Annotated in this window: 15 protein-coding genes; 9 read left to right on the forward strand and 6 right to left on the reverse strand. The window is 72.0% G+C overall.

The features are described from left to right. Positions 1 to 139: 139 nt before the first annotated feature. Positions 140 to 2,902, reverse strand: coding sequence for an AAA domain-containing protein (locus ABZX02_RS17165; protein ID WP_355299160.1), 2,763 nt, complete (start codon positions 2,900 to 2,902; stop codon positions 140 to 142). Between the two features lie 40 nt (positions 2,903 to 2,942). Here ABZX02_RS17165 and ABZX02_RS17170 point away from each other — a divergent pair, with 40 nt between their 5' ends. Beyond that, on the forward strand, positions 2,943 to 3,776 hold the full coding sequence (locus ABZX02_RS17170) for an aminoglycoside phosphotransferase family protein (RefSeq protein WP_355299162.1): 834 nt from the start codon (positions 2,943 to 2,945) through the stop codon (positions 3,774 to 3,776). 9 nt (positions 3,777 to 3,785) lie between these two features. On the opposite strand, the gene ABZX02_RS17175 is transcribed toward ABZX02_RS17170, so the two are convergent. Together ABZX02_RS17175 and ABZX02_RS17180 are read right to left on the reverse strand one after the other, a co-directional pair. Further along, positions 3,786 to 4,724: a sigma-70 family RNA polymerase sigma factor gene (locus ABZX02_RS17175; RefSeq protein ID WP_355299164.1), complete on the reverse strand. Its 939-nt coding sequence runs from the start codon at positions 4,722 to 4,724 to the stop codon at positions 3,786 to 3,788. A 207-nt stretch (positions 4,725 to 4,931) separates the two neighbouring features. Then, positions 4,932 to 6,227: a hemolysin family protein gene (locus ABZX02_RS17180; RefSeq protein WP_355299166.1), complete on the reverse strand. Its 1,296-nt coding sequence runs from the start codon at positions 6,225 to 6,227 to the stop codon at positions 4,932 to 4,934. 92 nt (positions 6,228 to 6,319) lie between these two features. Here ABZX02_RS17180 and ABZX02_RS17185 point away from each other — a divergent pair, with 92 nt between their 5' ends. The 4 genes from ABZX02_RS17185 to ABZX02_RS17200 all read left to right on the forward strand — a co-directional run bounded on the left by ABZX02_RS17185 (position 6,320) and on the right by ABZX02_RS17200 (position 9,225). Then, the gene (locus ABZX02_RS17185) at positions 6,320 to 6,730 is read left to right on the forward strand and encodes an ATP-binding protein (RefSeq protein ID WP_355299168.1); all 411 of its coding nucleotides are present in this window, start codon (positions 6,320 to 6,322) and stop codon (positions 6,728 to 6,730) included. A gap of 79 nt (positions 6,731 to 6,809) precedes the next feature. Next, the gene (locus tag ABZX02_RS17190; RefSeq protein WP_355299170.1) at positions 6,810 to 7,550 is read left to right on the forward strand and encodes a hypothetical protein; all 741 of its coding nucleotides are present in this window, start codon (positions 6,810 to 6,812) and stop codon (positions 7,548 to 7,550) included. 11 nt (positions 7,551 to 7,561) lie between these two features. Beyond that, entirely contained in the window at positions 7,562 to 8,623 is a 1,062-nt protein-coding gene (locus ABZX02_RS17195) for a histidine kinase (protein ID WP_355299172.1), read from the forward strand. Continuing rightward, positions 8,620 to 9,225 carry a response regulator transcription factor gene (locus ABZX02_RS17200; RefSeq protein WP_355299174.1) on the forward strand — a complete coding sequence of 202 codons (606 nt, stop codon included), beginning with the start codon at positions 8,620 to 8,622 and terminating at the stop codon, positions 9,223 to 9,225. The genes ABZX02_RS17195 and ABZX02_RS17200 overlap by 4 nt, the downstream gene beginning before the upstream one ends. Before the next feature lie 92 nt (positions 9,226 to 9,317). Here the strand turns inward: ABZX02_RS17200 and ABZX02_RS17205 are convergent, their stop codons facing one another. Beyond that, positions 9,318 to 9,959, reverse strand: coding sequence for a GntR family transcriptional regulator (locus ABZX02_RS17205; protein WP_355299176.1), 642 nt, complete (start codon positions 9,957 to 9,959; stop codon positions 9,318 to 9,320). A gap of 50 nt (positions 9,960 to 10,009) precedes the next feature. Here ABZX02_RS17205 and ABZX02_RS17210 point away from each other — a divergent pair, with 50 nt between their 5' ends. Further along, positions 10,010 to 10,426 (forward strand): VOC family protein, encoded by a 417-nt coding sequence (locus ABZX02_RS17210; protein WP_355299177.1) that lies wholly within the window; start codon positions 10,010 to 10,012, stop codon positions 10,424 to 10,426. A gap of 752 nt (positions 10,427 to 11,178) precedes the next feature. Beyond that, on the forward strand, positions 11,179 to 12,420 hold the full coding sequence (locus tag ABZX02_RS17215; protein WP_355299179.1) for a cytochrome P450: 1,242 nt from the start codon (positions 11,179 to 11,181) through the stop codon (positions 12,418 to 12,420). Here the strand turns inward: ABZX02_RS17215 and ABZX02_RS17220 are convergent. Then, positions 12,410 to 13,000 carry a TetR/AcrR family transcriptional regulator gene (locus ABZX02_RS17220; protein ID WP_355299181.1) on the reverse strand — a complete coding sequence of 197 codons (591 nt, stop codon included), beginning with the start codon at positions 12,998 to 13,000 and terminating at the stop codon, positions 12,410 to 12,412. The two genes, ABZX02_RS17215 and ABZX02_RS17220, sit on opposite strands and share 11 nt — an antisense overlap. Before the next feature lie 104 nt (positions 13,001 to 13,104). Between ABZX02_RS17220 and ABZX02_RS17225 the strand changes: the two genes are divergently transcribed. After that, positions 13,105 to 16,233, forward strand: coding sequence for a S8 family peptidase (locus ABZX02_RS17225; protein ID WP_355299182.1), 3,129 nt, complete (start codon positions 13,105 to 13,107; stop codon positions 16,231 to 16,233). Here the strand turns inward: ABZX02_RS17225 and ABZX02_RS17230 are convergent. Further along, positions 16,211 to 17,041: an NmrA family NAD(P)-binding protein gene (locus ABZX02_RS17230; RefSeq protein ID WP_355299184.1), complete on the reverse strand. Its 831-nt coding sequence runs from the start codon at positions 17,039 to 17,041 to the stop codon at positions 16,211 to 16,213. The genes ABZX02_RS17225 and ABZX02_RS17230 overlap by 23 nt on opposite strands. Positions 17,042 to 17,094: 53 nt before the next feature. On the opposite strand from ABZX02_RS17230, the gene ABZX02_RS17235 reads away from it, so the two are divergent. Beyond that, a complete protein-coding gene (locus ABZX02_RS17235) occupies positions 17,095 to 18,354 on the forward strand; it encodes a prolyl oligopeptidase family serine peptidase (protein ID WP_355299186.1) in 1,260 nt (419 codons plus the stop codon). Positions 18,355 to 18,554: the final 200 nt, after the last annotated feature.

Raw genomic sequence — 18,554 nt, forward strand, 5'->3', positions numbered from 1 at the left:
CCCACCCGGGCCCGGCGGGCGGGGGGGGCGGGGGCCCCCGTCTCCCCCCGCCGGGGGGGGGGGGGGGGGGGGGCGCCCCCCCCCCCCCCCCCCCACGCCGCTAGCGCCGGGTTCGGAGAACCTCGCCGACGGCAGGTGCCTAGCGCCGGGCGAGCTCCTGGGCCAGTTCGACGGCGGCCCGCGCGGGGTCGTCGCCGAACCGGCTCCCGAACGCGTCGTGCACCCGCCACCCCGCGTGGGTGAGCGCGCGCCACCGCGCGAGGTGTGCCCGCACCCCCGACGGGTGCGGGCGCGTCTCCACCGCCACCGCGTCGTCCTTCTCCCCCACCACGAGGTCGACCCGCCACTGCCCCACCGGGTACCCGGTCCGCACGGCCAGCCCGGCCGCGCGCAGTTCCGCGGCCAGGTTCGCGGTCCACGCGTCCTCGGGCTCGGTCCCGGCGGTCTCGGTCGGCGCCACGTCGGCGTGCCGCAGGTACCCGCCGACCAGGCCGGGCGGTTGTGCGGCAGACGTGATGACGTGCACCTTCCGGCGGGCACGGGTGGTCAGCACGGCGAGCAGGTTGGGGTCGTTCACGAACCGCCACGCGCCCGGCTTCGCGTCCGCCGCGAGGCTGATCACGACCTCGTCGAACTCGCTGCCCTGCACGCCGTGGACGGTGCCGACGCGCACGCCGCCGGTGGTGATCTCGTCCAGCGTGAGCTCGCTGAGCAGCGCCTCCTCCAGGGCGTCGGCCTGGGCGCGGAACGGGGTCACGACACCGATCGACCGCGCGCCCGCCGCGACCCGCTTGCGGACGTGGGCCAGCACGGCGTCGACCTCGACCTGGTTGACGCCCTTGGCCGTGCGCTCGCCCGCGACGCGTTCGGTGTCGATGCAGTCGACGTCCGCGATCGACGGGTGTGTGGTGAGCAGCGCGATCTTGCCGTCGTAGAACTCGGTGGCGGCGTAGCCGATCAGGTGCGGGGCGCAGCGGTGGTGCTCGTCGAGCCAGTGCACGCCGGCCGTGGCCGCGCCCGCGTCGAACAGGCTCACCTTCGGCACGTCCAGGCGGTCGCGCAGGTCCCGGGTGCCCTCGGCGTCGACCGCCGCCTGCACGGCTTGGTCGCTGACGAACGACACGTGCCGCAACTGCCTCGGGTCGCCGCCGATCACCGCGGTCCGGCCGCGCAGCAGCGCGGGGGCGGCGAGCGGCTGGTCCACGTGGCTCGCCTCGTCGATGATCACCAGGTCGAACATGCCGGGCACGGGCGGGAGGATGTCCTCCACGTCCGACAGGGTGCCGACCCACAACGGCAGTGCCGCCACGAGGTCCGCGCTGTCGATCTCGGCGAGGCCGCGCCGCCGGGCCGCCCGGCCCGAGCGCAACGCCTTCGCGAGTGCCGCCACCGCGCGGCGCGCGCCCGTGCCCCGGCGGCTGACCGAGTACTCCCGCAGCCACGCGGCGGTCGCGGTCCCGCTCGCCGCGTCCTGGTCGGCGAGCAACGGCCGCAGCTCACCGAACGCCGTGCCGCCGGCCGTGCCGATCCGGACCGACGCCGCGGTCTGCTCGGCGGCCTCGACCGCGGCCGCCAGGTCCTCAGTGGACACCTGCCCGGCGCCGGTCAGGCCGCGCGCCTTGCGCAGCGCCCAGGCCGTGCGCAGTCCACCGAGAAATCCGGTGCGCGGCGCTAGAAGTCCGTGCAGTGCGGCGAAGTCCACGTCCGCGTCGAACGCTTTCGGCGCCACGGACCGATGCGCCGGCATCAGCGCCTGGTGCTTCTTGCCTTCCGCGGCAAGCTGTTCGTCTGTCAACGAGCTACCTGCCGTGCGTTCGACGCGGGCCACAGCGGCGGCGGCCGCGCGCCGGACGCGGTCGAGCTCGTCCAGCTTCTCCGGGCTGCTGGTGGCGGCGAGTCCGTCGCTCAGCTCGCGGGCCATCTCCTGCCGCAGCTCGGAGTCGCCGAACAACACGGGCACCGGCCCGCCCGCCTTGCGCAGCGCGGCACCGAGCACATCGGCGGCGTTGCGCGTGCGGCTCGCGAGGAGCACCGACTTGCCCGCGGCCACGGCGTCCAACGCCAGTGCCGCGAGAGTGTGCGTCTTGCCCGCACCGGGAGGCCCGCCCACGACCGTGACGCGCGCACGGCGTGCGTGCTCGACCGCGCGCATCTGGCTGTGGCTGAGCGGCAACGCGGAACTGATCGGCTCGTCGTGCTCGTCCGGCTCCGTGGCAGCCCCGTAGAGCGCCGCGAACGCCGTGCCGTCGATGCCCTTCTTGGCCGACCAGTCGTAGAGCGCCGTGCCCTGCTCGGTCTTCACGACGGGTTCGCCCGCGTGCAGCCCGGCCCCCACCGCCACGACCAGCTCGCCACCGGAGATCAGGTTCTTCGGGTCGTCGTGGACGATCGGCACGTTCTCGAACCCGGCGGTCCGCAGCGTCTCGGTGATCCACTCCTCGGTGGGCGCGAGCGCGGCCTCCCGCTCGGCGGTCTTCGCCCAGTCGTCGATCAGCGGGAACACCCCGGCGTCACCGGCGACGTGGAAGGCGTAGCCGAGGCCGAGCCCGTGGTGCAGCCGCACCGGCCGGGACACGAGCGGCAGGCAGACGCGCCGCCGTTGCCCGCCGATCTGCGCGGGCCCGGCGAGGAACGCCCAGCCCAGGCGCAGCAGCCGGTCCTCCTGGTGCAGCGCGTCGAACGCGGCCAGGCGCGCGACCTCGTCCCTGGCCCGCTTGGGCGCGGTCCACGGCACCGGCGTCCACTGCGGACCGTCCTGCACCAGCGTGATCGCCCGCCACGACGGCTCGTGGTCGCCGAGCCAGAGCAGCCCGGCCGCCTTGGTGAGGTCGAGCTGGAGCTTCTGCGGCTGTTCGGCGGCGCTCAGCCGGGCGAGGGTGCGCAGGACGGCGGGGACGGTCACGCGGGACATCCTCGCACCAGGCCCGGTAGTTTCGGGGCTCGTGGAGGATCTTCCCGCCGGACTGCCCGAGCCCGACCTGCACGCCGGGCTCGCCCGCTTCGGCATCACGGGGACGCCGGTCTACGCGCCTGTCGGCTTCGGCGACTACCACTGGACGGTCGGCGACCGCTGGTTCACGTCCGTGTCGGACCTGACGACCAAGCCGCTCATCGGGCTGCGGCGGGCGATGGAGACGGCGGCGGCGCTGGGCGAGCGGCTGCCGTTCGTGGTCGCACCGGTCCGGTCGGACGACGGCGAGGTGGTGGTGCCGCTGAACGAGCGCTACGCGCTGAGCGTCTTCCCGTTCGTCGCGGGGAGATCCGGCTCGTTCGGCGATCCCGTCGACGCGGGGGTGCGCGACCTGCTGGCCGCCCTGCACCGCTGCGAGCCACCAGACGACACGCCCGTCGCGGAGATCGACGTGCCGGGCCGTGACGCGCTCGCGGCGTTGCTCGACGACCCCGGCGACTGGTTCTCCGCCCCCGCGCGCGAGGTCTTCACGGAGCACGCCGACGTCGTCCGCGCCAGGCTGGACGACCTCGACCGGCTCGCCGCCCGGTTGCCGGACGAGCGGGTGGTGACGCACGGGGAACCCCACGCGGGCAACGTGATCCGCACGCCCGCGGGCCTCGTGCTGGTCGACTGGGACACGGTCGGGCTGGCCCCGCCGGAACGCGATCTCTGGCTGCTGGGCGGCGAATCCGGCTTCTACGCGCTGCGCTGGGCCGTCGCCGACATCGCCGACTTCACCGAAAAGCTCCGCGCCCCGCACGAACAGTCGCGGGACGCGGAGCTCACGTTGCACTACTTCACTTCGACGCTCAGGAACCTCTAGACGCGCGGATCAGCCGGCGAGCGCGAAGAGGTCGTCGCGGTCTCCGGACTGCTTGAGCTGGGCGAGCGACTGCTTCTCCAGCTGGCGGATCCGCTCGCGGGTCAGGCCGAGCTCCTGCGCGACCTCCTGCAGAGTGCGGGCACGCCCGTCCTCCAGGCCGTAGCGCAGCCGCATGATCCGGCCCTGCCGCTCGGGCAGGACGTCCAACAGCGACCGGACGCCCTCGGTGAACTCCTGCTGCTCCACCAGGTCCGGCGCGGACACCCCGTCGGTGTCCTGGATCAGGTCGCCCAGCACCGAGTCACCCTCGTCACCGACCGGCGTCTCCAGCGACACGCAGGTACGTGCCGCGTCGCGCAGGTCCTGCACGCGCTCCGGCGAGCACTTGGCCTCGGCGGCGATCTCCTCGACCGTCGCCTCGCGCCCGAGTGCCGAGGACAGCTTCTGCCCGATCTTCTTGAGCTTGTTGACCTCTTCGACCACGTGCACCGGCAGGCGCACGGTGCGCGTCTGCTCGGCCAGACCGCGCTCGATCGCCTGGCGGATCCACCACATCGCGTAGGTGGAGAACTTGTAGCCCTTGGCGTAGTCGAACTTCTCGACCGCGCGGATCAGGCCGAGGTTGCCCTCCTGGACCACGTCGCCGAACGGCAGGCCGCGGAACGAGTGCTTCTTCGCGACCGACACGACGAGGCGCAGGTTCGCGCGGATCATGTGGTCCTTGGCGCGCTCGCCCTCGACCACGAGCCGGCGCAGCGCGCGGCGGTCGCGGTTCGTCTCGCCGGTCTCCAGCAGGTGCGCGGCGTAGACGCCCGCCTCGATGCGGCGCGACAGGTCGACCTCCTCGGAGGCGGTGAGCAGCGGCGTGCGCCCCACCTCGCGCAGGTACTGGCCGACCGAGTCCCCGTCCTGCGTTCCGGACGCGCGGTTCTTCAGATCTGCAGGCACGACAAATCCCCCCGTTTCCGTTGGCAGGTGGTGCAGCCAGACGCGAGTTCGCGCCGGCCGTCCGGTTGCCCCTTCGGGTCAACCGCCGCAGGCGATTCGGCGCGAAGCGGCGGCCGGATGGCCGGCAGCCGGGCGAACTCGCCGCCGTCTGCGGAGCAGCGGCCCCATACACCGCTGCACTCGTGTGTAACGGTTCAGAGGCCCACTTCATTCCGCGGTTTCGGCTGTGACCTCAGCCTCATCTCGCTTCGAGCGCCTCAGCGTCACCTTCGTGACCGCGTGGTGCTCGACGGCGCGGACCTCGATCTTCCACCCGGACACCTCCACGACGTCGCCGGGAACCTCCGGGATGCGGCCGAGCATCAGCAGCACCAGTCCGGCGACCGTCGAGTACGGACCCTGCGGCGCGTCGCGGAGCTCGACGCCGACGTCGACCAGGTCGTGCACCGGGAACGTGCCGGGCAGCTCGATGGAGCCGTCCGGCGCGGCCTTCACCGCGACGACGTCCGAGTCGGTCTCGTCGTAGATCTCACCGACGATCTCCTCCAGCAGGTCCTCGAGTGTCACGATGCCGTCCACCGCACCGTGCTCGTCCACCACCAGCGCCAGCTGCTCGTGCTCGGCCTTCATGCGCCGCAACGCGTCCGTGACGCGGACCGAGTCCGGCAGCACCATCGGCGCGCGGGCCACGTCCGCCACGGCCACGGCGTCGTCGAGCAGGTCGCGCAGGTGGACGACGCCGATCACGTCGTCCAGGTGACCGTCCTTGGTCACCGGAGCCCGGGAGTGTCCGGACTCCGCCAGGACTTCCCGCGCGGTGGCGGTGTCCAAACCTGATTCGAGGATCGTCACCTGCCTGCGGGGCACCAGGACCTCGCGCAGCCTGCGCTCGTGGATCTCCAGCGCGCCGGTCATGATCGTGCGTTGTTCCTGGTTCAGATGTTGTTGCACCTCAACGAGATCACGCAGTTCCTCGGCGGACATCTGCTCCTCGTCGGCGTTGGGGTCACCGCCGAACACGCGCACCACGACGTCGGTCGACTTGCTGAGCAACCAGACCGCGGGCCGGGAGATGGTCGAGAGGAAGTCGAGGGTGCGGGCGACGATCTTGGCCCAGCGGACCGCGTACTGCATCGCGAGCCGCTTCGGCGCGAGCTCGCCGAAGACGAGTGTGACGAACGTCAGCACCACGGTGACGAGGGCGATCGCGACGCCGTTCGCGGCGCCGCCGAGGAAGCTCAGCAGCGGCACGACCGGTGCCGCGAGCGAGACCGCCGCGGTCGCCGAGGCGAGGAAACCGGACAGGGTGATGCCGATCTGAATGGTCGCGAAGTACCTGTTCGGATCGCGTGCGAGCCGCACGAGCCGACGGTGCCCCTCGCGTTCCAGCGAGCGAAGTTGACCTTCGCGCAACGACACGAACGCCATCTCGCTGCCGGCGAAAGCCGCGTTGAGCAACACCAGGACCGCGACCAGCGCGAGGTTGAAGCCATAGCCATCCACACGTTTGGGGTAGCACGCACAGTGGTATTTCGCACCCTGACGGCCGTCTTGAGCAACCAGGAGGGCCTGGGCCGAACTGAGGTGGGATGGAGATGGACACCCCCGAGGTGCTGAGCGCCTCCGCGAGGACCTTGCACACCCTGCCGGAGGACGAGCCCGACCTCGCGGCGATGCGCGTGTGGATCGGGACCCTGCTGAAGGACCTGTCGGAGGACGTGCGGCTTGACGTCCTCCTCGTGTGCACGGAACTCGCCAGCAATGCCTATGAGCACGCCGAGGGTCCTCGGGCCGTGCGGGTGCAACGACATACCGATTTCGTCCGGGTGGAGGTCGACGACCACACACCGGCGGAGCTCCCGCGCCTGGGGCAGTCACGGCTCGGTGACTCGCGCGGACGCGGGCTGATGTTGATCGGCCAGATCTCGCGGTGCTGGGGCACCCGCGAGTTCACCGGCGGGAAGACCATCTGGGCCGAGGTCGAGGTGCCCGAGGTGGACGCATAGGTCGTCTGGGCGTTTCGCACAGACAGGTCATGACATCGCACGGATGGGTTCTGCGGCCCTGCTCTCCGATGCTCGGTGCATGACAACAACGGTTTCACCGGCGGTACGGCCGCTGGTCCGCCACGGCGTCGAGATGCTCGTGGCGATGCTGGTCGGGATGGCCCTGCTGGGGCCCCTGTGGACGCCCGAACGGGTCGAGCTCGCCGCCCTGTGGATGGCGGTGTCGATGTCCGTGCCGATGGCGTTGTGGATGCGCTATCGCGGCCACGGCCGGATCGTCGAGATGTGCGCGGCGATGTTCGTGCCGTACCTCGTGCTGTTGGTGCCGTACTGGGCCGGATGGGTCGACGGCGCCATGGTGGAGATGGGCGGCCACGTGCTGATGCTGCCCGCGATGGCGTTCGTGCTCATCCGGTACCGCGACGAGCACGGCACGCCCAGCGCGAACCCGGTGGTCAGGACCCTGGGCGACCGCTGGCCCGCGGTGATCGCGCTCGCGGTCACGTTCGACTTCTGGCAGGCGCCGGTGGTGCCTCCCACGTGGACGCTGCTGCTGTGCCAGGCGGTCTACCTGTTCTGCGGGTGGCGGGCGCCGCGGGTGCAGCTCTTCGTGTTCGGCCTGTACGTGGCGCTGGCGGCGGCCGTGCTGTTCGTGTCGCCGCACTACGGGGTGGGGCTGATCGCGCTCGGGTGGGGCGCGCACGCCGTGTGGGATCTCGTGCACCACGTGCGCAACGCGGTCGTGCCGCGGTGGTGGTCGGAGTTCTGCGGGGTGTTCGACCTGGTCATCGCGGTCACGATCCTGCTCGTGTGGCTCTAGGCTGCCCCGTGATGAACGATCTTCCGCACGCCGCGCTGCGCGGCACCCTGCACGTGCTGTGGATGGGCTCGCTCGTCGTGCCGCTGGTGTCGGTGCTGCGCGAGCCGTCCGGCCTGCGCTGGCTCGGCGTGCTCGGGCTCCTGGTGCTGGCCGTGGCGTACGCGGTGACGTTGCGCGGCGGCCCGCTGTGGGTGCTGGTGGCGGCGACGCTCGCAACGATTCCGCTGGTGGCGCCGGTCGGGCCGGACGAGTTGTCGACGTGGGCGTGGATCGGTGGCGCGGCCGCCGGCTTCGCTCCGCTGCTGCTGACCGGCCCGTGGCGGTGGCTCGCGGCCATCGGCGCGGTGGTGGTGTCGGGCCTGGTCGGGTTCTTCGTGACGCGCGACCAGACGACGTACCAGATGATCGCGGCGTCGGTCGGCGCGACGATCATCGCGATGGCCGGTCTGCCGATGTGGTTCGCGGGCCTGCTCGGCCAGGCGCGGGCGGGCCGCGAGGCGCAGGCGGAGCTCGCCGTGAGCGAGGAACGGCTGCGGTTCGCGCGGGACGTCCACGACCTGCTGGGCCACCGCCTGACCGTGATCGCGCTGAAGGCCGAGCTGGCCGGGCGGCTGGCCGACAGCGATCCGGAACGGTCGGCGGCCGAGGCGTTCGAGGCGCAACGACTGGCGTCCTCGGCGCTGGAGGAGGTGCGTGACGCCGTGCACGGCTATCGCGCCGTGGACTTCGCGGACCAACTGGAGGCCGTGCAGAACGTGTTGACGGAGGCCGGGATCCGGTGCACCGCAACGGAGGTCGCGGTGCAGGGCGAACCCGCCACGCAGCTCGCCCTGGCACTGCGCGAGGCGTGCACCAACGTGCTGCGCCACAGCCACGCCACGTGGTGCATGATCGACGTCGCCGCTGGGTCCGGGGAGGTGCGGATGACGGTGACGAACGACGGCGCCGAGAAACCCTCCGTCGAGGGCAACGGCCTGCGCGGCCTCCGTGAGCGCCTCGCGGCGGTGGGCGGTCAGGCGTCGGCGGAGAAGTCCGGCGACGTGTTCACGCTCCAGGTCGTGGTGCCCGCATGATCCGAGTCCTGCTGGCCGACGACGAGGAGCTGATCCGCGACGCGCTCGCGGCGCTGCTCGACCTCGAACCGGACCTGACGGTGGTCGCTCGCGCGGGAGACGGCCGTGCCGCCGTCGAGGCCGCGCGGGCGCACCGCCCGGACGTGGCCGTGGTGGACCTGCAGATGCCCCTGCTGGACGGCCTGGAGGTCACCGAGGAACTCGCCCGCGTGCTGCCGTCGTGCGCGGTCGTGATCCTCACCGGCCGCGGCCGCCCGCCCCACCTGCAGCAGGCCCTGCACGCGGGCGCCAAGGGCTTCCTGCCGAAGGGCTCGCCCGGCGGCACGCTGGCGGACGTGATCCGCCGGGTGCACGGCGGTTCGCGCTGGGTCGACCCGGCGCTGGCCGCCGACGCGCTCGCGGCGCCGCCGTGCCCGCTGACGCAGCGGGAGCTGGAGGTGTTGCGGCTCAGCGAGTTCGGGACGCCGGTGGCGGAGATCGCGGCGCGCACGTCGTTGTCGGCCGGGACGGTGCGCAACCACCTGGCGGCGGCGGTGTCCAAGCTCGGGGTGGGGAGCCGGGGTGAGGCGTTCTCGGTGGCGCACGAGCACGGCTGGCTCTGACGCTCTCGAGGCTTGGGGCTTGGGGCTTTAAGGCGTCTAGCGCTTTCGGGCTCTTGGGCCTTTCGGGCTTTGGTGCTCTTCCCGGCGTTCGGTCACCGTTCCGCCGTCAGCACGTCGAACGCGTGCCGGCGGTGCTCCGCGAACAGCTTCAGCGCGCCCTCCACGTTCCCCAGCCGCAACGCCGCCACCAGGTCCCGGTGCTCCTCCCGGATCTGCTCCAGGTAGCCGTCCGTGCTCACCTGCACGCGCGTCAGCAGGAACAGGTGCACCTGCGACCGGATCGCCTCCCAGGCCGTGGTGAGCCGTGAGTGCCCGGCCGCGGCGTACACGGCGTCGTGGAACGCGATGTCGCACCGCACCATCTCGTGCGGGGTCGCGGCCCGTTCCATCTCCAGCGCCGCCGCCGAGATCTCCTCCAGCGACGCCCCGGTCGCCACGACCCGTTCCACGGCCAGGACCTCGAGCGCCCCGCGCAGGCTGTCCAGCTCGGCCACGTCTTGAAGCGACAACGCGGTGACCGTCGTCCCCCGATGCCACTCGGTGCGCACCAGCCCCTCGCGCTCCAGCGTGCGCAGCGCGTCCCGCACAGGCCCGCGCGACACCTCCAGCGCCTCGGCGAGCTCCACCTCGCGCAGCGAACTGCCCGGCGGATAGCCGCCGTCGAAGATGGCCTGGCGGATCATGTCCGCGACCTCGCTGCCGAGCCCCCGCCGCCGCGCCGGTCCCACTGTCATGTGAGCAATGTTAACAAGACACCACCTTGTCGCAATGTTAACATTCCTACATGCCGAACATCCCCCGCTTCCACCTCGCCATGCCGGTAGACGACCTCGCCGCCGCCCGCCGGTTCTACGGCGAGACCCTCGGCCTGGAACAGGGTCGCAGCTCCGACACGTGGGTCGACTGGAACCTGCACGGCCACCAGTTCGTCACCCACCTCGCCCCGAAGACCGAGCGGGTCAGCAACCCGGTCGACGGCCACGACGTGCCGGTCCCCCACTTCGGCCTGGTTCTGACCGTCGACGAGTTCCAGGTGCTCGCGGAGAGGCTCCGGTCCGCCGGCACGACGTTCGTGATCGAGCCGTACGTGCGGTTCAAGGGGGAGCCCGGCGAGCAGTGGACGATGTTCCTGCTGGACCCGACGGGCAACGCGCTCGAGTTCAAGGCGTTCGCCGACGACGCGCAGGTGTTCGCGGTCTAAGGCTTGGACGCCGAAACGACCCCGGTGGGTGTGATTGGACGGCCCGCGTGCGATACCGACGCGGGCCGTTCGGCGTCGGCGCTACCCCCAGCGGTGCAACTGGACGGCTCGCGCGCAACACCAGGCGGGCCGTTCGGCACCGGCGCGACCCCCAGCGGTGCAACTGAACGGCTCGCGCGCGACACGGGGCTGGCTGTCCGGCACCGGCGCGACCGCCGGCGGAGTGGTTTTCCGGCCCGTGCACAACGCCGGCACGGGCAGCACCAGCGCCACACCCCGCAGCGTGACCGCCCGGCCCGCGCACAACACCTGCGCGAGCCGGGCGCCGTGCGCGGGCGGTGCGCAACACCCGCGCGGGCTGGCGGCGGCACGCGGGCCATGCACGACATCGGCGGGGCGCCCAGCCGCACGCCCACGGCAGGCGCGCTGGAGGGCGTCGCGGTCGTCGAGTTCGACGGCTCGGTGTTCGCCGCGTCCGCCACGGCCCAGCCGAACAGCCGCTCAGCCACCCCGCCCGACGGCCCCGCCACCACTCAGCGCCCCAGCAGCGAGCCACCCGACTGCTCCCCAGCCCACCCGGCTGCTCCGCCACCAGCCCACCCAGCTCACACCCTCAGCGCAGCGCGGCCTCCCCGACCGCCGCAGGCGTTCCTAAAGCCCTGTTAAAAATCTTGCACAACGCGCAAGTTTCGGTAGCGTGGAGGTGACGCCGAGCCACGACCCGGTCACACCGGGTCAGACAGGGAGAGGCCATGACCACGGCCGAGCGGCAGCGCAGTGCGCAGGAGCTCATCCGCCCGCAGTTGCCCGCCGAACTCACCGAGCGCGGGAAGTGCCCGTTCGACCCCGCCGCCGGGCTGACCGAGCTCAGCGAGCGCGGGCGGATGCACCGGATCGAGCACAACGGCGACACCGTCTGGCTCGTCACGGGGCACGACGAGGCGCGGGCGGTGCTCGCGGCGCCGCAGATGAGCTCGGACCGGATCAACAGTCCTCGGGCCAGGGCGTTGATCTCGCCCGAGCTGCACGCGGAGCTGTTCCCGCCCGAGCGGCAGGCCGGGTCGTTCATCATGATGGACGCCCCGGAGCACACCCGTTTCCGGCGGTTGCTGACCGGGCAGTTCACGGTGCGGCGGATGCGGGAGCTGACGCCGCGCATCCACGAGATCGTCACGACTCGGCTCGACGCCATGGTCGAGAAGGGGCCTCCTGCGGATCTGGTGCACGACTTCGCGTTGCCGGTGCCTTCGCTCGTCATCTGCGAGCTGCTGGGGGTCGACTACGGCGACCGCGACGAGTTCCAGCGCCGCACGGCGACGTTGCTCAGCCTCAACACCACGATCGACGACCAGATCAAGAACACCACCGAGCTGCGCCGGTTCATGCACGGGCTGGTCCTCGCCAAGCGGCGGAGCCCCGGTGGTGACCTGCTGTCCGGGCTCGTCACCGACACCGACCTCACCGACGACGAGCTGACCGGCATCGCGAACCTGCTGCTCATCGCGGGCCACGAGACCACGGCGAACATGCTCGCGCTCGGCACGTTCGCGCTGCTGGAGAACCCCGACCAGTTCGCGAAGCTGCGCGACGACCCCGGGCTCGTCGAAAACGCGGTCGAGGAGATGTTGCGCTACCTGTCGATCATCAGCCAAGGGGTGTCACGGCACGCGAAGGAGGACGTCGAGATCGGCGGCGTCACCGTGCGCGCCGGGGAGACCGTCGTCGTGTCGGTGCCGGCGGTCAACCGCGACGAGCGGCAGTACGACGACCCGCACGCGTTGCTCGTCGACCGGCCTCGCGGGCACCACGTAGCGTTCGGGCACGGCATCCACCAGTGCCTCGGCCAGCAGCTGGCGCGGGTCGAGATGGCGGTCGGGTTCACCGAGCTGTTGCGGAGGTTCCCGACGCTGCGGCTCGCCGTGCCCGCCGCCGAGGTGCCGCTGCGCACCGACATGTCGATCTACGGCGTGCACCGGCTGCCCGTCACCTGGTGAAGCCGGCGCCGAGCTGGTCGATCATCCGGCCGACCAGCTCGGTGACCTCGAACCTGTCCGTGGCCTGCGGGGTGTCGAGCCACCACTGCACGACCGCGCGCATCGAGGCGAGGAAGGTCGACGCCATCACCGCCGGGTAGGGGTCGGTCCGCGGGTCGGCCCCGCAGCGCTCGGCGATCGCCGCCGTCAACGCCTGCTCGCGTGCGGAGTAGGCGGCGAACACGTGCGGAAGCAGCGCCGGGTGCTGCCGGAGCTGCCGCAGCTGGCGCAACCGGTCCAGGTCGACGTAGCGCGGGTAGATCGACTTCAGCGCCTCGCGCAGCGCGACCAGCACTGGTTCGCCGGCGGGCCGGGCAGCGAACTCCTCGACCAGCGCGAGTGCCGTGGCCGTGTCGCCCGCGACGACCGCCTCCTCCTTCGAGGAGAAGTAGTTGAAGAACGTCCGCAGCGACACCCCGGCCGCGCGCGCGATCTGATCCACCGTCACCCGGTCGAGGCCGTGCTCGACGCACAGACTCCAGGCGGCGTCGCCCAGCGCTTCCCTGGTCGCCGCCTTCTTGCGTTCACGCAGGCCCGTCACGGTACGAAGATTAGGCCGTACCGGAAATTGGTGTAGACCTTGTCAGCAGGTGATCACCTCAATACGGTCCGTGAGAACGCTCCCACAGACCTACGGAGGACCGGGTGCGCGTACTCGGAGTCGTTGTGCTGGCCGGTGCCCTGCTGACCGCGGGTCACGCCCATGCCTCTCCCCCACCAGCGGAGACGTCGCCGTCGTCCGCACCCACCATCAGGTTGATCACCGGCGACGAGGTCCACACCGGACCGAGAGCGATCCGGCCGGCGCCCGGACGTGAGCGCGTCCTGTTCTCCACCTACACGGCCGGCGGGCACGAGTACGTGGTGCCGCACGACGCCATCCCGCTGATCGCGGACGGCCGCCTCGACGAGCGCCTCTTCGACGTCACCGAGCTCGCGACCTACGGCGGCGCCCTGCCGGTCATCGCCACCTACGCGCCGGGCACCCTGAGCGCCCAGTCCGGTCTCCAGCTGCGCAGCATCAACGGCGTGGCGTTCGACGCGGCCAAGACGCCGGTTGTCGGGATGTCGACATCCCGCACCTCGGCTGACGGGATGTCGACATTCGACATGTCGACGTCCGGCATCCAGCGGATCTGGCTCGACGCGCGCCGCACGGCGACCCTCGACCAGAGCGTCGCCCAGATCAACGCTCCCGCCGCCTACGCCGCCGGGCTCACCGGCAAGGGCGTCACGGTCGCGGTCCTCGACACGGGTGTCGACAACACGCACCCGGACCTGGCGGACCGCGAGATCGGCGAGCGCAACTTCACCACCTCCCCCGACAACGGCGACCACTACGGCCACGGCACGCACGTGGCGTCGATCGTCGCGGGCACCGGCGCGAAGAGCGGCGGCAAGTACCACGGCGTCGCGCCGGACGCGCGGATCCTCGACGTGAAGGTGCTGGGCGACAACGGCTCCGGCGCGGACAGCGGGATCATCGCCGGCATGGAGTGGGCGGTCGAGCAGGGCGCCCAGATCGTCAACATGAGCCTCGGCGGCTACGACACCCCCGGCGTGGACCCGATCGAGGAGGCCGTCAACCGGCTCTCCGCCGACCGGGGCGCGCTGTTCGTGATCGCCGCCGGCAACTCCGGTCCCGGCTCGCGCACGATCGGGTCGCCCGGCACCGCCGACGCGGCGCTGACCGTCGGCGCCGTGGACGACCAGAACCGGATCGCCGAGTTCTCGAGCCGCGGCCCGACGGCGTCCGGCACGCTGAAGCCCGACCTCACCGCACCGGGCGTCGGCATCGTCGCCGCACTGCACTCGGACGGCCGGATCGGCGCGCCGGTCGTCGACGGCTACACCTCGCTCGACGGCACGTCGATGGCCACCCCGCACGTCGCGGGCGCCGCGGCCCTGCTGCGCCAGCAGCACCCGGACCTGACCGGCACGGCCCTCAAGGCCCGGCTCACCGGCAGCACCACCCCCACGGCGGACCTGACCCCGTTCGAGCAGGGCACCGGCCGCGTCGACGTGGCCAAGCTCATCAAGCAGAACGTGACGTCGAGCCCGACCTCCGTCAGCTTCGGCGCGCACCAGTGGCCGCACGCCGGCGAACCCGCGCTGACGCAGGAGATCACCTACTCCAACGCGGGCACCGAGGCCGTCACGCTCGACCTGTCGGCGGACACGAACGGCACCCTGTTCAGCGTCTCCCCCGCCACGCTCGTGGTCCCGGCGGGCGGCTCCGCCAAGGCCACCGTCACCGCGGACATCGCCAAACAGCCGGCCGGTGGCGTGTTCGGCGGCGCGGTCGTCGCGAGCGGCGTGCGCACGGCCGTCGTCGCCGACCTGGAGGTGGAGAGCTACGACGTCAAGGTCACCGGCATCGAACGGTCGGGTGTCACGACGACCTCGACGTTCGCGTACCTGATCAACGTCGACACCGGCGCCCGCGTCTGGCCGAACAGCACGACCGGTGTCGCCCGCGTCGCCAAGGGCCGCTACGTCCTGTCCGGCAGCGTGATGTCGTCGTCCGGCGCCTACACCCACGACGTCGTCAACTACCCGAACCTCACCGTCTCCGGCCCGACCACGATCGACCTCGACGCCCGCCAGGCCAAGCCGGTCCGGGTGACCCTGCCGGTCGCCGCGAAGCTCTCCTTGCTGCAGACCGGTTTCGAACGCGTCGTCGGCGGCACCAGCTACACCATCGGCAACTTCTCGGTCGGCGGCGTCGTCGACCACCTCGGCGTCGCGAGCATGGGACCCGAGTCGAAGGAGGTCACCGGCAAGACCGCGACGTTCTGGACCGCCGGCCCCGACTTCTACGGACTGGCCTGGTACCAGAAGGGCGCCGCGCCGTCGGGCCTGACCAAGACGATCGCGAAGCGGGACCTGGCGACCGTCAAGGTCGACATGCCCGCGCTGAAGCCGGGCCAGAGCGCGTCGATCGGCCACACCTCGTCCCCCGAGGGCCGCGCCGACTGGACCTACGGCTCGCTGGACAACTTCGTCCCCGGCCCGCGCACCGAGTACTACGGCGGTGAGGGCGGTGACTGGTCGCGCCGGTTCAACCTGTTCGACGAGACCGGCAACATCGGCGCGCTCGTCACCCCGCTGCGCCACTACCGGCCGGGCCGCTCGTACGTGGAACCGTTCAACCGCGCGGTGTTCGGCCCCGCCCTCCCACCGGCCCGGGACGTGCCGCACTCGTTCCGCACGGGCGACTTCGTCCGCGTCACGGTGCCGCTGTACGGCGACAGCGCGGGCAACGAGGGCTACGGCCCGGTGACCGGGGCGCGGACCGCCCTCTACCGCGACGGCGTGAAGGCCGTGGAGACGGCCGAGGCCGGCTGGGCGATGGTCGACGTCCCGCCGGGCGCCGCGAACTACCGCCTCGAAGCGTCCGCGACGCGCGCCAACGCCCTGAGCTCCGCGGTGTCCGGCGTGTGGACGTTCCGCAGCGACACGACGGCCGAACGCACGGCGCTCCCGCTGTCGGTCGTCCGCTTCACCCCGCAGCTGGACGACGACGGGTACGGCCGCGCCGGCCAGATGCTCGCCGTGCCGGTCTCCACGCAGTCGCAGGTGGACTCGGTGCGCGTCACGTCCGTCGAGGTGTCCTACGACGGCGGCACGACGTGGAAGCGCACGCAGCTCACCGGCAACCGCGTGCTGCTCGCCCACCCGCAGGACGCCAAGTCGGTCTCGTTGCGCGCCAAAGCGTCCGGCCACGGGCAGACCGTGGAGCAGACGATCGTCAACGCGTACCTCCTGCGCTGACGAAGGAGCCCGCGCGCTCCCGTGCCCACGAGGCGAAGGAGCGCGCGGGCCTGCCCAGCACGTCCTCGACTCCCCGGTCGACGGTGTACCCCACCGCGGGCATGTCCCGCCTCCACCGGAGCAGGAAGTCGGCCACCTCGGGCGGCCTGCCCTGCGCGAGCATCTCCTCCCGCGCCTGCGCCTCGGTCAGCTCGACGTACCGGATCTCCCGGCCGATCGCCGCGGAGATCGTCGCCACCTGCTGCGGCACGGTCAGGGCCTCCGGACCCGTCAACGTGTACGTGCGGCCGCCGTGCCCACCCCTCACGAGCACGGCGGCCGCCACCGCGCCGATGTCGCCCTCGTGCACGAGCGCGCTCCGCGAGGAGGCGAACGGCTCGCGCACCACCCCCTCCCGGCGCACCGACTCGGCCCAGACCAGCGTGTTCGACATGAAGTCCACGGGCCGCAACACGGTCCACTCCAGCGCACTCGCGGTGACCGCCTCCTCCAACGGACTGGGGGAGCCGCTCCACAGCACCGTGGCCCTGCGGACGCCGGCCTTCTCCACCCGCGCCACCAGTTCCGGTCCGGTGGTCAGCTCGGCGTAGTCGTCCCCCGCGGTGGCCAGCAGGTGCACACCGGTGACCCCCTCGAGCGGGATCGTCTCCGGCCTCGTCAGGTCGCCCTCCACGACCTCGACGCCGGCGGGGAACCGTGCCGCCGCCGCGTTCCTGGTGAGCGCGCGCACCGGACTTCCCAGCGCGAGGAGTTCCCGCACCACCTGAGCTCCGGCGTTCCCGGTTGCCCCCGCCACGAGAATGGTCATGGGCTCGACCGTAGGACCTGGAGTTAACTGGAGATCAAGCGAAGGAGCCGCGCGTGCGGGAACTGACCGATGAGATCGCCGTCGACCACGTCCCGCCTCCCACCGAGACCGCACCACCCGCCGTGCGCGTCCCCGGCCGTCACGTCGCCGAGGTCGCCCGGCACGCCGACGGACGGCTCGCGGTGATCACGTGGTCGTCGCCGGAGATCGACCCCGGTCTGCTGAACCCGGCGCTGCACGTGATCGGCACCGACGGCACGGTCACCGACCTGGGCGCGACGCCCGCGGACGCCGGCAAGCCGGTCTGGTGGGGCGACGAGGTCTGCTACCTCGCCCTGACACCACCGCACCTGCAGGCCGGCAACGCGGTGTTCGACCAGCGGCACCGCAACCTCACGGAAGGGCTGCGAGCCTGCCCGGTCGACCTCGTGCAGGACGACGGGGGCGCGCCGATCGTCGTCGTCGCGACCGGCCTCGACACCGAGTTCCACCGGCTCGGCGGCGGCCTGCTCGGCCGCGTCACCGGATCGCACCGGCCGGACCGGCGCGGCGCGGCCGACTACGACATCCGCTGGGGCTCCCAGGAACGCCTCGGCTACCGGGCGCGCGACGGCCTCCACCTCGACGGCCTCCTCGTCCTCCCGCCCGGCAGGACCAGGGACGACGGGCCGTTCCCGCTCGTCACGATCGTCCACGGCGGCCCGTACGACCGGTGGGCGGACGACCTGCAGCTGCACTGGGTGCCGTCGGCGCAGTGGTTCGCGCACGACGGGTTCGCGGTGTTCCTGCCCAACCCGCGCGGCGGACTCGGGCACGGCCACGAGTTCGCGCACGCCGTCGCCGGGAAGGTCGGGCAGGAGGAGTGGCACGACATCGAGGACGGCCTCGACCTACTGGTCGCCGAGAACGTGGCGGACCCGGACCGGCTCGGCATCGCCGGGTGGAGTCACGGCGGGTTCATGGCCGCGTGGGCGACCACCAGGACGAACAGGTTCAAGGCCGCGCTGGTGGGCGCGGGGATCTCCGACTGGCCGCGGCTGGTCGCCACCGGCGAGTGGGGCGCGTTCGAGGCGGCGCTGGGCGACGGGCCCAAGCACAGCCCGCTCACCTACGCGGACCGGATCCGCACGCCGATGCTGATCGTGCACGGCGCCGAGGACACCAACGTGCCGGTGGAGCAAGCCGAGCGCCTGCACCGCGCGGTCGGGCACTCCGAACTCGTCGTCTACCCGGGCGAGGGGCACTCGCTCCGGCGGCGTGAGCACAGGCTGGATCTGCTGAACCGAACCAGAAGGTTGTTCGCGAAGCTCTGAGACTTGCGCAACCCTTACGCAAGCCGAGCAAGCAGACGGCAAGCGAGCGCAAGCCGCCAGATCGAGGTCGAATCAATTTTTCCGGCAGGTTCGGGTCCGAACCTGCCGGAAACCGGTCCGTCCAGCCGCTGGTGATCGCCCTTGCGCACGCTGGGACACTGTTCGAGCACGGGAACGAACACCCGTCTTTCCTGTTCAGA

Origin of the sequence: Lentzea sp. NPDC003310 (assembly GCF_040610935.1) — a bacterium.
GTDB lineage: Bacteria > Actinomycetota > Actinomycetes > Mycobacteriales > Pseudonocardiaceae > Lentzea.

Coding starts and splice junctions, on each gene's coding strand:
- ABZX02_RS17185 (WP_355299168.1), top strand. CDS start 6,320: ATGGACACCCCCGAGGTGCTGAGCGCCTCCGCGAGGACCTTGCACACC.
- ABZX02_RS17190 (WP_355299170.1), top strand. CDS start 6,810: ATGACAACAACGGTTTCACCGGCGGTACGGCCGCTGGTCCGCCACGGC.
- ABZX02_RS17195 (WP_355299172.1), top strand. CDS start 7,562: ATGAACGATCTTCCGCACGCCGCGCTGCGCGGCACCCTGCACGTGCTG.
- ABZX02_RS17200 (WP_355299174.1), top strand. CDS start 8,620: ATGATCCGAGTCCTGCTGGCCGACGACGAGGAGCTGATCCGCGACGCG.
- ABZX02_RS17205 (WP_355299176.1), bottom strand. CDS start 9,959: ATGACAGTGGGACCGGCGCGGCGGCGGGGGCTCGGCAGCGAGGTCGCG.
- ABZX02_RS17210 (WP_355299177.1), top strand. CDS start 10,010: ATGCCGAACATCCCCCGCTTCCACCTCGCCATGCCGGTAGACGACCTC.
- ABZX02_RS17215 (WP_355299179.1), top strand. CDS start 11,179: ATGACCACGGCCGAGCGGCAGCGCAGTGCGCAGGAGCTCATCCGCCCG.
- ABZX02_RS17230 (WP_355299184.1), bottom strand. CDS start 17,041: ATGACCATTCTCGTGGCGGGGGCAACCGGGAACGCCGGAGCTCAGGTG.